We start from the raw sequence: 16,043 nt of genomic DNA, 5'->3' as shown, positions 1-16,043 counted from the left end.
CTCAAGGCTCCCGGAAAGCTTCGCTCTGGATATGCAGCACGGGGCGCAGCAGGTACCAGATAAAGGGCTCGCGGCCCAGCAGCAGATCCAGCTCGGCCTGCATGCCGGTGGTGATGCGGTTGTCCTTGCGGCCGACCCAGGGCTGGGCCAGGCTGGCCTGGATCCGGAAATACGAAGGCGCATCGGGCACGTTCGGGTCGTGGTCGGCATCGGCCGATACCAGCGTGACCTTGCCGGGCACAAAGCCATAGCGCAGGTAATCATAGGCACTGACCTTGGCCTTGGTGGCCTGGCCGGCACGCACATAGCCCCGGTCGGCCGGGTTCAGGCGCGCTTCGACGATGACCTCGTCCTTGTCGGGCACGACTTCGAGGATCGCCTCGCCAGGCTTGACCACCCAGCCCGCACCCGAGCTGCGCAGCCCTTTGACGACGCCGTCGGTCGGGGCCAGCACCACGGTGCGGCTGCGCTGGTTGCGCGCCCGGGACAGGTCCTCGCTCAGGCTGAGCAGTTCGCGCTCGGTCTGCGCCAGCTCTTCGGAGGCACGGCGCCGGAACGCGCCCTGGGTTTCGAGAATCTTAGCCTGCGCCTGCTCGACCTTGGCACGGTTGCTGACCAGGCTTTGCGTGGCGGCCGCCAGATCGGTGCGCACCAAGGTCAGCGCGCGTTGCTTGTCCAGCACTTCAAGCTGGCCGATCAGTTGCTCGGCCGCCAGCTGCTGGGCGATGGCGGCCTCTTGCTCATGCAGCGCCAGGCTGCTGCGCAGACCGTCAATACGGGCCTGGCTTTGGGCCACATCGCCTCTGGCCTGCAGCAGCATGGCCTGGCTGGACGCGAGACTGCCCTGGTATTCCAGCGCGCGCGACGAGAACGCGCCCAGCTCGGCACGCACGATCTTGTTCTCCAGCTCCTTGGGGAAGTCCGAGGCCTTGAGCGCCAGGCCCTGGCTCTCGGCCGTCAAGCGCGTGCGGCTGGCCTGCGCAGTGGCACTGCGGGCCGTCAGCTGCTCCAGGTTCAGGCTGCTGCCGCCCAGGTCAATCTCCAGCAGCGGCTCGCCCTTGTGCACTTCCTGGCCTTCTTTCACATGCACGGTGGTGACAATGCCGCCCTCCAGGTGCTGCACGGTCTGCACGCGGTCCGACGGAATCACCTGGCCGGTGGCGACCACGACGTTCTCCACGGGGTAGAACAGGCCCACCATCACCAGCACGGCCAAGGCCGCCAATGCGATACGGCGTTGGTTGCGGCCGGGTGCGGGTGTACCGGGATCGGGTGCGCGCTCCAGGTTTTGCAGCACCTGGGGCAGGTCGTGGAGGGAGCGGGCCGTCATGATGCCAACTCCTGGGCCTGGGCCGGGCCGGATGCCGGTGATGGCTTGGCGGCAGCAGCAGCGCTGCGCGATGCGGTGGCCTCATTGGCAGCAGCCGCTGGCTTGTGGCTGACGCCAAAGAGCAGCGGCAGCATCTGCTCGGGCTGGCCCTGGTCGACCTGGCCATCGCCGCGCACATGGTAGATATGCTGGGCAAGCGATGCTACACGCAGCGAATGGGTGACGACGATGACGGTGTGTTTGGTCGCGATCTGGCGCAGCGTCTGCAGCAGCGCGGTTTCGCTCTCGAAATCGAGGTCATTGCTGGGCTCGTCGAGGATCAGCACCGAAGGGTTGCGCAGAAAGAGCTGGGCCAGACCGAGCTTGCGCAGCTCGCCGGCGGACAGGCCCGCGCCGCCTTCGCCGAGCACCGTCTGGTAGCCCTGGGGCAACCGGCTGATGAAACCGTGCGCACCGGACAGCTGGCAGGCCGCCAGAATCTGGCCGTCATCGGCATCGGGGCTGACCATGCGCAGGATATCGACGATGGGACCACTGAACCAGTAGGTCTGCTGCGCGAGGCAGCCGACCCAGCGGCCCAGGTCATTGCGCGGGAACTGCGCCATGTCATATTCGTCGATCGAGATGGTGCCCTGCGTGGGCTGGTAAAGACCGGCGAGCAGCTTGGCCAGCGTGGATTTGCCGGCGCCATTGCGGCCCAGGATTGCATGGATGCCGCCGGGGCCGATCTGCAGCGACACGTTGTCCAGCGCCAGATGGCCCGATGGGTACTGGAAGCTGGCCTGTTCCAGGCGGAACACACCGCGTGGCCGGGGCAGCGCGATGCGTTGGCTATCGGGCTCCAGCGGCTCCTCCAGCGCATCCTGCAGGCGTGCAGTGGCCTCGTTGGCGCGGGCCAGCGAACGCCAGTTGCTGGCCAGCTGTGCAATCGGGCCCAAGGCCTTGCCCGACAACAGGTTCACGGCCATCAGGCTGCCGATGCTCATCCACTGCGCATTGATGGCCAAGGCACCCACAGTGATGACGGCGACCGAGAACAAGGTCAGCAGCACATGGCTGGTTTCCTTGGCGTTTTCCATCTCGCCGTTTTTCTCGAAGCTCTCGGCCAGCCAGCGGTCATAGCCGGACTGCCAGGCCTGCTGGGCCGCTGCGTCATAGCCCAGCACCTTGAGCGTGCCACGTGCATTGCAGATCTCGGCCGTGCCCCTGTCCAGCTGGCGCGCCTGCTCGACTTCTTCGACCCGGCCGCTGCGCACCTCATCAGCCCACCACCAGGCCAGCACCGCCAGGATGACCATGGCCACGACGATCACCGGCAGCACCGGCCAGGCGATGATGCCGATCACGATCAGTGCGAGCAGGGCCATCGGCAAATCCAGCACCGACGAGGCCACGCCGCCCGAGATGCACGAGCGCATCGCGCCGACATCGCGGAACAGCTGCAGCCATTGGGTGGCTGAGCGCTGCTCCAAGGTCAACAAGGGGTGGCCCAGCATCGAGCGCATCAGGCTTTGCGAGACTTCGCGGTCGATCGTGGCGCCGGCTTCCCGCAGCGCACGGGCGCGTTTGCGGCGCAGGTACAGCTCCAGCGCCAGCATGCACAGCACACCGGCGACCATGGCCGTCAGTGTGGCAGTGCCGCCGCGTGAAATCACCCGGTTGTAGACCTGCAGCAGGAAGATGGAGGGCAGAAGGCCGAGCAGACTGATGGGCAGGGACAGCCAGACGGCCTGGTGCAAATGGCCTTTGGCATGGGCGAAGGAGGTCGCCATCGCAGAGGCAAACGGGCTGGCGGTCGCCGCTTCGGCCTCCTGGGCCTGCGCCGTGGCTTCGGTGCGTGACACCAAGGCGCGGGGTAGCAGGTACTCGATCATGTAGGTCTCTCCCAATTCCTCTCAGCTATCCACTGCTGCACTGCACAAATACTCTTATCTATTTATTTGTTTTTGTTATTAAGTCGTAGAACCAACCGCTGTTTGGTTCAGCAATTGCTCTAATTTACTTTGATTTTTATCAAACATATCCCGGATGGTAGGTGGTAAGAAATTGTATTTTTTTATGGCAAATGTCACCCGCCCAGATACTTAATATAGGGTTTGATTAAATATTGGCGGAACGGAGTGGTTGAAGTTTTTTTCTATGTAAATGTTCAACAAATTAATAGTGCTTGCTAATCAAAAATTGATTAATTGCGGGACAGCGATATGGTGAATCCACTGGTAGCTGCGCCAGCTGCTGGCCTGGGACGGATCGGCATGCGCAAAGGGGTCGATAAACGCGGTGTACTCGCGGGTGTCGGGCGGTAGAAACATCGCTGTTTCCGGGTAAATGCGTTGCGGCAGGTTGGCGCGCAACGGCTGGCGCAGCGCTGCGAGCCAACTGCAGCTTTGCAAATGGCGGCGTGCGGTGGCCATCGCCGGTTGCAAGGCCAGCTCGGCCACGGCAATCACGGACCAATCGGGTTGTGGTGCAGAAGCACCGCCATGGGCGAGCAGATGCCACTGCAGCCAGTGCCGGGTCAGTGCTTCCAGCGCCGCCATCTCGGGCGCCACCATGCGGGCGGGGCTGGCGTCACTGTGCAGGCCGGTGTTGCTCGCCGGTACGGCAGTGCCTGCCGCAGCTAGTGGCCCAGCGGCGCCCAGGCAGCCTGCATAGGCGGTCAGTGCCACCAAGCGCCAGGCGGGTGCCAGTGCGGCCGGTTTGGGCGTGGGCAACGGGGGTTGCAAGTCGCTTTCGGGCAGCGGCTGATGGGCTGCTATGCGCCGGGCCAACTGCGCCATTGCGGGCATCACGCTGTCCAGCGCGTCGGAATCGGCCTGCGCATAGCGGGCCAGTACCAGCAGGCACAGCGCATGGTTCAGGCGCTGCGCGCGCTCCGCCTGTTCGTCCCTGATGTGTTCGCACAGCTGCAGCGCGGCGCGACCCAGCAGTTGGGACAGTCCACGCTGCGGCATTGCCGGGCCGTCGCCCGCCTGCTGCTGGTAGTGGTGCTGTACCAGCAGCAGCGCATAAAGCCGTGCGCAAAAGGCGTCCAGGCGCTCGCTGCTCCAGCTGTCTGGGGCGGGCTCGGGCGCGGCCAGTGCTTGCAGTATCGCCAGACTGGGATCTCCCGGCGGGGGGCCGGCAGTGGCTGCTGCGGCTTCCAGCGGCCCGCTGCTGCGCGACGGACCGCCTCCCGCGCGTGGCAACGGTGTCAGGCTGCCCTCGCTGTTGACCAACAGGCCTTGCAGATGCAGCAACCAGTGCGCGCGGGGCAGGCTGTCTGGCTGTTGGGCGCCCCCCGCCAGCCAGCTGCGGGGCGCTGATGCCGTTGCAGGCCAGTGCTGCGGTGGTAGCAGCTGGACCTGCTCCAGGCTCTCATCGGCCAGCGCCCAGGCCGATATGGCGGGTTGCGGGCCCGGTAGAACGGAGGCGGCGGCTTCCAACGCGCTGATTTGCAAGGGCCAGTCGATGCGCAACTCCAGGCAGTCAAGGCTGCGGCTCCAGGCCCATTGCCGCACCTGGGTCGAGCCTGCGCGCCACGCGGCATCCAAGGTGGCGCGGCGCACATAGAAGGTGGCCACGGGCTCACCCGGCGTGGCCACGCTCAGCAGCAGGATGCAATCACCGAAGGGCTCGGGCAGCGGGCTGGTGCGGGTTTTCAGGTAGTCCAGGCCCAGGCCCAGTTGCTGGACCAGGCTGGGCTGTGTGCTCCAGCGGTGGGGTGCTTGGTGCGCCAACACGGGGCCTCCAGGGGGCTGAGACAAGAGAATCGGCATCGCGCGGTTGCGCGCCATGCCGTGCGGCGCTTAGCGGTACTCGAACTCCACGCGGCGGTTGCGCTGGTGGGCCTCTTCGCTGGTGCCGGTATCGGCCAGCCGCTCCTTGCCGTAGCTGACGGCTTCGACGCGCGCGGGATCGATCCCCAAGGTCTGCAAGCTGCTGCGCACCGACTCGGCCCGTTTTTGGCCCAGCGCCAGGTTGTATTCAATGCCACCGCGTGCATCGGTGTGGCCTTGCAACGTCAGCGATTGGCCGGGGTTGCTGCGCATCCAGCGGGCATGGCTTTCCAGAACCGGGCGATCGGCGGGACGCACCGTGTAGGAGTCAAAGTCGAAATAGACGATATGGGCGGTATCGGCCGGGCCTTTTTTGCCGGGCTGTGCGGTGGCCACGACCGGCGCCACGCCCGATTGGGCAGGTGCTTGCGCCGGTTTGGGCAGCGCGTAAATGTGTTCCTCGCGTTTGGCGGTGGTGGAACTGGTGCCGCAGGCGGTGAGGCTCAAGGCCAGTGCGGCGGCAACGGAGAGAGGTAAATGTTTGAACATGGCAATCCTTGATCCGGCCCGGCGCTTGCCTGTTGCCAGGCAAGCGCTGCGAACCCATGGGGCACAAGCGGGTCACTGCTCAGCGCGGGGAGCGCTGTGCATCAGGCCGCCTGGTGGTGCAGAAGGTCCTGCGGCAGCACGCTGTGTGCATCGCCACTGGACACGCTGCTGATGGCCGTAGCCACCGGCTGCAGCGCACTGCCTGCGCTGCTGGCCACGAAGTGCGGCGCTGCCGTGCCCCCCAGCAAGCCGCCCAGCAGGCCTTGTCCGCCGAGCAGACCGCCGACGATGCCTTGTTCACCGGTGATGCCGGACAACAGGCCGGTGTTGCCACCCAGCAGGCCGCCGACGACGCCGTTGTCGCCCAGCAGGCCGCTGACGAGGCTGCCGTCGCCGGTCAGGCCCGCCAGCACGCCGCCCGTGGTGCCATCGGCCGAGCCAAGCACACCGCCGAGCAGACCGTCAACAACACCGCCCAGGTCTGCCGCGCCACCACCCGAGGTGGCACCGCCCAGCCCTGCCACGACTTCGTGCACGGTAGAGAGCACCGGCTCGAGCGCCTGGCCTGGCACCTGGGTCAGGCCATCGGCGACCGAGGTCACCACGCCAAGCGGGCCACCGCTGGTGCTGGTCAGGTCCTCGGCGACACTGGTGACCGGTGCCAAGACGCCGCTTTGCGGATCCAGCAAGGTATCAACCACTGCGTTGACCGGTGCTGCCACCGTGCCGCCGACCAGGTCGCCCACCACGTTTTGCGCGGTAGTCACCAGACCGCTGCCATCGGCGCCGCCCGAGCCGGAGCCCAGCACACCGCCCAACAGGCCACCGTCACCGGTCAGGCCGCCGAGCAGACCGCCATTGCCGGTCAAGCCGCCCAGCAGGCCGCCTTCACCAGTGACGCCGGAGAGCAGGCCGCCGTCGCCACCCAGCACGCCGCCAAGCAAACCGCCTTCGCCGGTCAAACCGCCCAGCAAGCCACCGGCCGCGCCACCCGATGCGCCGCCGCTCAGACCCGCCACCACATCGTGCACCGCAGAGACGACCGGCTCCAGCGCCTGGCCAGGCACTTGCGTGAGGCCGTCGACCGCCGAGGTCACGAGGCCCAGTGGGCCGTTGCCGGTGTTTGTCAGGCCTTCAACGATGCTGGTCACCGGCGCCAGGACGCCGCTTTGCGGATCCAGCAGGGTATCGACCACCGCGTTGATGGGCGCTGCCACCGTTCCGCCGACGAGATCGCCGACCAGGTTTTGTGCCGAGGTGACCACGCCGCTGCCATCGGCACCGCCGGAGCCGTTGCCCAGTAATCCGCCGAGCAGGCCGCCTTCACCGGTCAAGCCACCCAGCAGGCCGCCTTCACCGGTCAGGCCGCCGAGCAGGCCACCATTACCACCGACGACGCCGCCGAGCAGACCGCCGTCACCGGTCAAGCCACCCAACAGACCGCCTTCACCGGTGAGGCCCCCGAGCAGGCCGCCATTGCCGCCGACGACGCCGCCGAGCAGGCCGCCGTCACCGGTCAAGCCACCCAACAGGCCGCCTTCACCAGTCAGACCTCCCAGCAGACCACCTTCTCCAGTGAGGCCACCGAGCAGGCCGCCTACTGCGCTGCCTGACGTGCCTCCGCTCAGCCCTGCGACAACCTCGTGCACCGCAGAGACCACCGGCTCCAGCGCCTGGCCAGGCACCTGGGTCAGGCCATTGACGGCCGAGGTGACGACGCCAAGCGGGCCGCTGCCGGTGTTGGTCAGGCTTTCAACGACGCTGGTCACAGGGGCCAACACCCCGCTTTGTGGATCCAGCAAGGTATCCGCCACCACGTTGACAGGGGCTGCGGCCGTGCCGCCGACCAGGTCTCCGATCAGGTTTTGTGCCGTGGTCACGACACCGCTGCCGTCGGCACCGCCCGAGCCCGAACCCAGCAGCCCGCCAAGCAAGCCGCCGTCACCGGTCAGACCGCCCAGCAAGCCACCGTTGCCGCCGACGACGCCACCCAGCAGACCGCCTTCGCCTGTCAGGCCGCCCAGCAGACCGCCTTCTCCGGTGAGGCCACCCAGCAGGCCACCTTCCCCGGTGAGGCCGCCCAGCAGGCCGCCTTCACCGGTCAGGCCGCCGAGCAAGCCGCCATTGCCGCCCGTCAAACCGCCCAGCACGCCGCCAACCACGGTGCCAATCAGGCCGCCACCGAGGCCGCCGCCACCGCCGTCGCCGATACTGCCCAGGCCGGCAATCAGTTCGTTCAGCGTACCGATCACAGGCTGCAGGCCCTGGCCTTCAACCTGGGTCAGACCGCTGACCAGCTCGGTCAGTACGCCCAGTGGGCCGCCTTCGACCGAGGTCAGGCCTTCGAGCACGTTGGTGACCGTCGCCAGGGTGCCGCTACCAGGGTTGAGCAGGCTGTCGAGCAATTGGCCTACCGGTTCAGCAACGGTGCCGCCCAGCAGGTTGTCGACGACATCCTGGGCTGTGGTGATCAAGCCACCGTCGGTGGCACCGCCGCCCGGGACCAGACCGCCCAGCACACCGCCGACGATGGTTCCGATCAGACCGCCGCCCAGGCCGCCGCCCAAACCGCCTTCGCCAATGGTGCCCAGACCGGCAATCAGTTCGTTCAAGGTGCCAATGACCGGTTGCAGCGCCTGGCCTTCGACCTGGGTCAGGCCGCTGACCAGCTCGGTCAGCACACCCAGCGGACCGCCTTCGACCGAGGTCAGGCCTTCGAGCACCGAGGTCACCGTGGCAAGCGTGCCGCTGCCAGGGTTGAGCAGGCTGTCGAGCAGTTGGCCTACAGGCTCGGCCACCGTGCCGCCCAGCAGACCATCGACAACATTCTGTACCGTCGTGACCAAGCCGCCGTCGGTGGCGCCGCCACCGGGCACCAGGCCACCGAGCACGCCGCCAACGATGGTGCCAATCACGCCACCTCCCAGGCCACCTTCACCCACGTTGCCCAAGCCGGCAATCAGCTCGTTCAACGTGCCGATGACAGGTTGCAGCGCCTGGCCTTCGACCTGGGTCAGGCCATTGACCAGCTCGGTCAGCACGCCCAGCGGGCCACCATTGACCGAGGTCAGGCCTTCGAGCACCGACGTCACTGTGGCAAGCGTGCCGCTGCCAGGGTTGAGCAGGCTGTCGAGCAATTGACCCACAGGCTCGGCCACAGTGCCGCCCAGCAGGCCATCCACCACGTCTTGCACGCTGGTGACCACGCCGCCGTCAGTGGCGCCACCGCCTGGCACCAGACCACCCAGGATGCTGCCGACGATCGAGCCAATGAGGCCACCGCTGATACCGCCTTCGCCAATGCTGCCCAAACCGGCAATCAGCTCGTTCAAGGTGCCGATCAGCGGCTGCAGCGCCTGGCCGTCCACTTGGGTGAGGCCATGGACCAACTCGGTCAGCACCCCCAGCGGGCCGCCTTCCACGCTGGTCAGGCCTTCGAGCAAACCGGTGACGGTGGCGAGTGTGCCATCGCTGGGGTTGAGCAGACTGTCGATCAATTGGCCCACGGGCTCGGCCACGGTGCCGCCCAGCAGCCCATCCACCACCTCTTGCACCGTGGTCACGATGCCGGGGCCATCCGTACCACCGGGAGGCGTACCGGAGCCGCCGCCCAACAAACCGCCCAGCAGGCCGCCAACGCCTGCCAGCAGCTCACCGAGCGGGCTGTTCTCACCCAGCAATCCGCCCAGCACCTGGTTGACCACGCCGGGAATGCCTTCGGTAGCGGTCGGGTCGCCCAGACCGGCGATCAGTTGGTTGAGCGTCGCCACCAGTGGCTCCAGCCCCTGGTCCTGGATATTGACCAGTCCATCGACCAGCTCAGTCAGCACGCCCAGAGGACCGCCATTGGTATTGGTCAGCTGCTCCAGCACGCCGGTCACCACTGCCAGGGTTCCCGTCGATGGGTTGATCAGCGAATTGACCAGGTCCGTGACGGGTGCCACCAAGGTGCCACCGCCCAGCGCGCCCAGTACGTCCTCCACCGAGGTGATCAGACCATGCCCATCCGTCGGATCGGTAGGGGTCGTCGGATCCGTTGGGTTGGTCGGGTTGGTCGGATTGGTTGGATCCGTGGGGTTGGTGGGGTTCGTCGGATTGGTGGGGTCCGTGGGGTTAGTTGGATTGGTAGGGTTGGTCGGATTGGTAGGGTCCGTGGGGTTGGTCGGATTGGTGGGGTTCGTAGGGTTGGTTGGATTGGTTGGATCCGTAGGATTGGTCGGGTTCGTCGGATTTGTTGGATCCGTAGGGTTGGTTGGGTTGGTCGGATTCGTAGGATTCGTCGGATTGGTGGGATCCGTAGGGTTGGTCGGGTTCGTGGGATTCGTCGGATTGGTAGGGTCCGTCGGATTCGTAGGGTTGGTGGGGTTGGTCGGATTGGTTGGATCCGTGGGGTTGGTTGGATTGGTCGGGTTTGTAGGATCCGTCGGGTTGGTCGGATTGGTGGGGTTCGTCGGGTTGGTCGGATTCGTGGGATTCGTGGGATCCGTAGGATTGGTTGGGTTAGTCGGGTTCGTAGGGTTGGTTGGATTGGTCGGATTCGTAGGATCCGTCGGGTTGGTCGGATTCGTGGGGTTAGTCGGGTTCGTTGGATTGGTGGGGTTGGTCGGATTCGTAGGGTTCGTTGGATTGGTCGGGTTCGTCGGATTCGTGGGGTTGGTTGGATTGGTCGGGTTCGTAGGATCCGTCGGGTTGGTCGGGTTCGTTGGGTTGGTTGGACTGGTGGGGTCCGTGGGGTTGGTCGGATCCGTAGGATTGGTGGGGTTCGTCGGATTGGTCGGATCCGTGGGGTTGGTAGGGTTGGTGGGATTCGTTGGATTGGTGGGGTTGACCGGAGGCGTGCGGTCGTCGTCATCGTCCCCACTGTCCAATGCGGCCGCAATCAGCGCGCCACCGCCAATGCCGACGAGACCCGCCAACAGAAAATCGCCCAATGTGGAGCCACCTGCCTCGGCCGTTTCCTGGGTTACCACCAGGCCCAGCGCGTCGGTGTCATCGCCGGCAGGGGCTACATCGACTTTGCCGGAGGCCAGATCCAGCGCCATGGCACCGGCCCCGTCAGACCCTGCCTGGTAGCCCAACGTCGCCTCGGTGCCACCGGCAAAGGTACCGACCAGCTTCTGGCCACCAGCGCCGGTGAACTGGGCCTGCGCACTGCCATCGGCCGGGACGATGATCTTGTCACCCACCTGCAAGGCTGTGCCTGCCGGCGCTGCCATGGTCTGGCCGTCGCGCACGATCTGTACGCCAGCAGTGGCCTGGGACAGCGTGGCAGGCGTGCCTTTGGCCGATGCGGCCATCGCCGCTCCACTGCCGGTTTGGGACGCCATGCCGTGGGTTGCCAGTGCGGCAGCTGCGGTATTGGAAGGGAGGGCGGTAGAGGTGGTCATGTTCTCTGTCCTGTTGGAGATGGAATATCAAACGCAAGGGCTCCGACTCGCCTCGCGAGGCTTATCTGGGTGGAGCCTGTGCAACATGTGTGCCATAGATTTGTTTTTTATCTGGCGTCTTTTGGTTTTTCATAAGTGATTGAAAAATATGGGGTAATTTATTAATCAATGGAAAATCCGCTATTTAAAAAACTATGATTCGGAAGGGTGGTCAAGCTATGTCCAATGTTGTTCCGTGGGGTGTTACGTAACGTTCCCGAGTTATGGCGGAGCAAATCTGTAAATATTTGATACTTTTGTTGGTTCATAGTATTTGCATCATGGGGCGGGATAAGTCATAAAAATTTACATAATGAATCAGGTGCCGTGCTCGCATACCATTTCCGCTGTCGTCTGCTTCTCGTCTGTTTTTCCAAATCGCTGATCCGGTGCCTGTCGGGCCGGACATTCGGCTGCGTTTTCTGACCCATGACTTTGAAAAAGCCATTTATGCGCATTGCGTCTCGCCCTGTTTCTCGTTCGATCCGGTTATTGCAGACGCGGCTGCCCCGAGTGGCCGCCGCACTTTGGACAGGCAGCGCCGCCGCGTTGCTGGCGCTGCCGGTCCATGCGGCGCGAGAGGTGGATGCCGTCGCGCAGCTGCTCGAGCAGGGGCAGACCGAGCAAGCCGCCCAGCAGGCCGACCAGTTCCTGCAACTGAACCCCGCCGATGCAGAGATGCGCTTTTTGCGCGGTGTGATCGCTACGGAGCAAAAGCAGCTGCCGCAGGCCATTCAGATCTTTTCGGCATTGGCCCGCGATTACCCGGCCATGCCCGAGCCCCATAACAATCTGGCGGTGCTCTATGCCGCTCAGGGGCAGGAGCGCAAAGCTGTCGATGCGCTGGACCAGGCCATCCGCGCCCAGCCCGGCTATGCCACTGCCTACGAAAACCTCGGTGATCTGTATGCACGCATGGCCAGCCAGTCCTACGCCAAGGCGCTGGAGCTGGACAGCGGCCGCCAGGGCATTGCTCCCAAGCAGGCGCTGATCGCCCAGATTGCGCCGGCAAAGGCAGGGTCTGTCGCGCCGGCCGCTGCGTTGCCAGTGGCTGCGGTGGCCGCGGACGCGCCCGTGTCTGCAGCCAAGGCCGCGCCAGCGCCAGACTTGACGCCTGTGCAGTCCGCTGCTTCGCTGGGCACCACCGAGCCTGCGGCGGCGCCGTCTACCGCCGGACGCACCCCATCGGCGTCGCCCCGGCCCCTGGCCGGCGCGCAGGCGGCCCTATCTTCTGCCCGCCCCGATCCGGCGGGAGATGCGGCGCCTGCGCAAACCGCTACGCCGAAGGCCGATGCTTCCCCTTCCGCCGTCCAGGCGGCTGTACAGGCCTGGGCAAAGGCCTGGGCACAGCAGGACATGGACGCCTACCTGGCTGCCTACAGCCCCAGCTTCACACCCGCCGATGGCAGCAGCCTGGCGGCCTGGAAGCAGTCGCGCCGCCAACGCATTGGGGGCAAGCGCGAGATCAGCGTAGTGCTCAGCGATGTGCAAGTGGTGGTGGAGGGCGAGCGTGCCAGCGCGCGGTTTCTGCAGGCCTACGCCTCCGGGGCACTCAAGAGCAACACGCGCAAGACCTTGGTGCTGCAGCCGGAGCAGGGCCAATGGCGCATTGTGAGCGAGACCGTCGGGCGCTGAGCCAGCGCGACAGGAAAGGCGCCTGCCGGGAACGGACAGGCGCCTGGCTGGGGTGGGGCGCTCAACGCGGCGGGCCGGACTGCTGGCGCTGACCGCCGCACCCCGCGCGCCTTTCGCGCTCCCAGCGTTCAGTTGCGTGCAAGGTTGGAGAAATTCACCGCCGCGCTGATCGTGATCAGCAACTGACTGGCCACGCGGCAGTCGGTCAACGGCGCGCGGCTGCCACCGCTGGCAGGGCGCTGGCGGCCGGCCAGTGGATGCCCCGCTTTGGGCCAGACCATGCGCTGGTAGCAGGTCTTGAACAGCGACTGCATGCCCGAGAAAAACTGGCTGCGCTGCGCCGGGCTGGAGAACGCGGGTTGGCCGTGCTGCAGCGAGCATTCCATCAACGCAGTCGCCACCCAGGGCTCGGGATGCAGCTTGCTGTGCTCCTGGTCTTGTGCCAGGGCGTGCATCTGTTGCCAGGCTGCGTGCAGCCATTGGCAGTCCGTGGCGGATGCAGCCTCGCCGCCGCCGGCTGCATCCCCAGCCTGCTGCCCGCTCAGTTGCAGGCTTTGCAGCGCCAACTGGGCCCAGGGTGCAGAGGCACCGGCGGCGTTGCCGGTCTTGCCATGCAACTGCTGTGACAGCAGGCCAATCAGGTCCCGCAGCGCTGGGGCACTGCCGGCGCCCGGGTAGAGGTGGACATACTGCACGAGCACGATCAGCCCCATCGCCTTGAGCAGGTCGCTGCCGCATTCATGCAGGCTCCAGCGCTGCATTTGCGCGACCTGGTAGGCGATGGCGCGGTGCACGGTCATGGAGGACGCCGCTGTGGTTCCGCTTTGACGCTGCGTCAGCAGCAGTGCGTAGGTGATGCCAAGGTGGTCGATCAAGGTGCTGGCCTCGGGCCAACTGCCGTCTTCGCTCTGGCTCAGGGCCAGCAGCTGCTGGGTAGCCTGGTAGATCGCCGGTGCCGCGTCGCCCCGGTTCTGCCGTGGTGCGGCTGGCGGGTAGTGGGGCAGGGTGCGCATTTCTCCAAGCGGGCAGAGGTGCAGGCCTTCCAGCACCAGATGCCAGCGGGCCTGGGTGTTGGGTGGCACCGCATCGCTCAACTGCTGCAGGCGCGAGAGCGCCCGCGTTGTCTGCTGGCTCAGCGCGGCGAGCATTTCGCCGCGGTACGGCGCATGGTCGGCCAGGCTCCAGGACTGGCGCAGGTCAGCCAGCGCATCCTGCGGCTCATCGCCCGCCAGCGGAAGCACCGCCGTCACCCAGTCGACACGCAGCTCCATGCTGGTGATGTTGAATGCCCAGGCCCACTGCCGGATCCGCGCTGCACCTTCGGCCCAGGCTTCATCAATGCTGGGCTGGTGGGTGCAGAAGCTGGTGATGGGCAGGTGCTGTGCGGTCACCGTGAAGAACATCAGGCAGCCATCGTAGGGCTTGGGCAGCTCGGCCGCCTGCTGGGCGACAAAGCGTGCAGCCAGTTGGAGCTGGTGGCTCAGGCCCGGGGCGCTGTGGATCTCCATGGACAGATGGCGTTCCTGGGCTGCATCGAACAAGGTATCGCAGACCTCCGGGCTGAGCAAGGGAGCGTTTTGGGTCATGTGCAGGTCTCCGGTCCGGGTGAAGGGCTGGCTGGGTGGAAAAATGTCTGGCCTGCGAGGAGCTGAGCAACTGCCGTGCCAGCGTGCCCATGCTTTCCGGAAGAATGTCTGCAATCGCAAAGACGTTGTTTTATTTGGATATTTTTATGCCGGGTAGTGCGAGCCCGCTTCTGAAGGCCCACGCCGCTCTCGCTGTGTTCCCCGGTTGTTACGTAACGTTTGGCCGGTGTTCCAAGAGCGCCTGGCCCGCGCAGCCCTATGCTTGGCCGCTGCAGCGGTCTGTATAATCAGCCCGCTTTGCGCGCGCTCCCGGCGCCGCCTTCGCCGCCTTCGCCGCCTTCAGGGGCGCGTAACCGGCAAGCAAGATTTCTGGCTGTTTTCTGCGGCTTTGGTCCACTGCAACGAGACAAATCCCCCATGCAAAGTGCTTCTCCAGCGCGCCCCTCCCTGCGATCTCTGGTGCCCGTCCTATGTCGCCAGCACTGGGCGGCGGTCTGTGTGGGTGTGCTGCTGGGGGGGACAGCGCTGCAGGGGCAGGCAGCGCCGCCATCGCCAGCGGTGGCAGAAGTGAGCCAGCTGCTGCAGCAGGGCAAGGCGGCCCAGGCTGCCAAAGAGGCCGACGCCTACCTGCGCAAGCAACCCGCCGATGTGGAGATGCGCTTTTTGCGTGGCGTGATTGCGGCCGAGCAAAAGCAGAATGCGCAGGCGATCAGGATCTTCCAGGAGCTGACCCGCGATTACCCCGGCATGCCCGAGCCTTACAACAACCTGGCTGTGCTGTATGCAGCCGATGGGCAGGATCGCAAGGCGGCGCAGGCGCTGGAGCAATCGATGCGCACCCATCCGAGCTACACGACGGCGCATCAGAACCTGGGCGACCTCTATGCGCGCATGGCCAGCGACGCCTATGCGAAGGCGCTGCAACTGGAAGGCGGGCCCCAGCAAACGGGGCCGCAACTGGCGTTGATCACGCAGATTGTTCCGGCATCGCTTGCCAATGGCAAGAATGCCTTGGTGCAGGCGCGCGCCGATGCGCCGCCCAAACCGGTGGTCCCACCGCCTGCGCCGGCCCCCGCACCCGTGCCCGTGCCCGTGCCCGTGCCAGCACCCGCACCGGTGCCAGCACCGGCTCCCGTGGCCGCGCCCAAGCCGCCTGCGCCGGCTGTAGTGGCCCAAGCGGCTCCTGCGCCTGCTCCCGCTCCCGCCAAGGCGGCAGCGGCGCCCGCTCCAGCGCCGGCCCCTACGCCTGCTCCGGCGCCCGCGCCCAAGGCGGCTCCGGCACCTGCCGAGCCCGCCCACGCCGTGGCCGCCGCGCCAGCCGCCAAACCGGCAGCACCTGTGGCCGAGACCAAGCCCAAGCCAGCGCGCGATACCGCCAAGCTGGATGTGGAGCGCGCCGTCAACGCCTGGGCCTCCGCCTGGGAGAAGAAGGACATGGGCGGTTATCTGGCCGCCTACAGCGACCAGTTCAGCCCCGCCGGTGGCGGCAGCCTGGCGGCCTGGAAGGAAGAGCGGCGCCAACGCATCGTCGGCAAGCAGGCGATTGTGGTGAATGTGCGCAATCTGCAGGTCAGCGTCGACGGCGACCAGGCGACGGCCAAGTTCCGCCAGTACTATGCGGCCGGTTCCCTCAAGACGACCACCCGCAAGACCTTGGTGATGCGCCTGGAAAAAGGCCATTGGCGCATCATGCGCGAGACCACCGGCGGCTGATCGGGCAGCTATGATCGGCGCTGGTCCGCACGGAAGTCAGTAGAAG

At 66.0% G+C, this 16,043-nt stretch carries 8 protein-coding genes; 2 read left to right on the top strand and 6 right to left on the bottom strand.

All coding sequences use genetic code 11. The annotated features are described in order from the left end of the window. Window position 1: 1 nt before the first annotated feature. The 5 genes from AB7A72_RS07075 to AB7A72_RS07055 form a co-directional block, all read right to left on the bottom strand. On the bottom strand, window positions 2–1,330 hold the full coding sequence (locus tag AB7A72_RS07075; RefSeq protein ID WP_239811767.1) for an HlyD family type I secretion periplasmic adaptor subunit: 1,329 nt from the start codon (window positions 1,328–1,330) through the stop codon (window positions 2–4). Beyond that, window positions 1,327–3,204: a peptidase domain-containing ABC transporter gene (locus tag AB7A72_RS07070; protein ID WP_369459443.1), complete on the bottom strand. Its 1,878-nt coding sequence runs from the start codon at window positions 3,202–3,204 to the stop codon at window positions 1,327–1,329. The genes AB7A72_RS07075 and AB7A72_RS07070 overlap by 4 nt, the downstream gene beginning before the upstream one ends. 300 nt (window positions 3,205–3,504) lie before the next feature. After that, complete coding sequence (locus AB7A72_RS07065) at window positions 3,505–5,049, bottom strand: hypothetical protein (RefSeq protein ID WP_369459442.1); 1,545 nt, start codon at window positions 5,047–5,049, stop codon at window positions 3,505–3,507. A gap of 69 nt (window positions 5,050–5,118) precedes the next feature. Continuing rightward, on the bottom strand, window positions 5,119–5,637 hold the full coding sequence (locus tag AB7A72_RS07060) for an OmpA family protein (RefSeq protein ID WP_312463360.1): 519 nt from the start codon (window positions 5,635–5,637) through the stop codon (window positions 5,119–5,121). 101 nt (window positions 5,638–5,738) lie between these two features. Further along, a complete protein-coding gene (locus AB7A72_RS07055; protein WP_369459441.1) occupies window positions 5,739–11,024 on the bottom strand; it encodes a hypothetical protein in 5,286 nt (1,761 codons plus the stop codon). Between the two features lie 552 nt (window positions 11,025–11,576). Between AB7A72_RS07055 and AB7A72_RS07050 the strand changes: the two genes are divergently transcribed. Continuing rightward, a complete protein-coding gene (locus AB7A72_RS07050) occupies window positions 11,577–12,698 on the top strand; it encodes a L,D-transpeptidase Cds6 family protein (RefSeq protein WP_369459440.1) in 1,122 nt (373 codons plus the stop codon). 128 nt (window positions 12,699–12,826) lie between these two features. Here AB7A72_RS07050 and AB7A72_RS07045 read toward each other — a convergent pair whose 3' ends face one another. Continuing rightward, window positions 12,827–14,284, bottom strand: a complete 1,458-nt coding sequence (locus AB7A72_RS07045) for a hypothetical protein (protein ID WP_369459439.1) — start codon at window positions 14,282–14,284, stop codon at window positions 12,827–12,829. A gap of 459 nt (window positions 14,285–14,743) precedes the next feature. On the opposite strand from AB7A72_RS07045, the gene AB7A72_RS07040 reads away from it, so the two are divergent. Next, entirely contained in the window at window positions 14,744–15,997 is a 1,254-nt protein-coding gene (locus AB7A72_RS07040; RefSeq protein WP_369459438.1) for a L,D-transpeptidase Cds6 family protein, read from the top strand. The last annotated feature ends 46 nt before the right edge of the window (window positions 15,998–16,043 follow it).

This window comes from Comamonas sediminis (assembly GCF_041107495.1).
GTDB lineage: Bacteria > Pseudomonadota > Gammaproteobacteria > Burkholderiales > Burkholderiaceae_C > Comamonas > Comamonas sediminis.
Note: the sequence above shows the minus strand (reverse complement) of the source record. Positions and strands in the feature narration are given on the sequence as shown.

What these genes read in the sequence shown, in the direction of transcription:
- AB7A72_RS07045 (WP_369459439.1), bottom strand. Translation starts at nt 14,284, where the DNA reads ATGACCCAAAACGCTCCCTTGCTCAGCCCGGAGGTCTGCGATACCTTG.
- AB7A72_RS07055 (WP_369459441.1), bottom strand. Translation starts at nt 11,024, where the DNA reads ATGACCACCTCTACCGCCCTCCCTTCCAATACCGCAGCTGCCGCACTG.
- AB7A72_RS07070 (WP_369459443.1), bottom strand. Translation starts at nt 3,204, where the DNA reads ATGATCGAGTACCTGCTACCCCGCGCCTTGGTGTCACGCACCGAAGCC.
- AB7A72_RS07075 (WP_239811767.1), bottom strand. Translation starts at nt 1,330, where the DNA reads ATGACGGCCCGCTCCCTCCACGACCTGCCCCAGGTGCTGCAAAACCTG.
- AB7A72_RS07060 (WP_312463360.1), bottom strand. Translation starts at nt 5,637, where the DNA reads ATGTTCAAACATTTACCTCTCTCCGTTGCCGCCGCACTGGCCTTGAGC.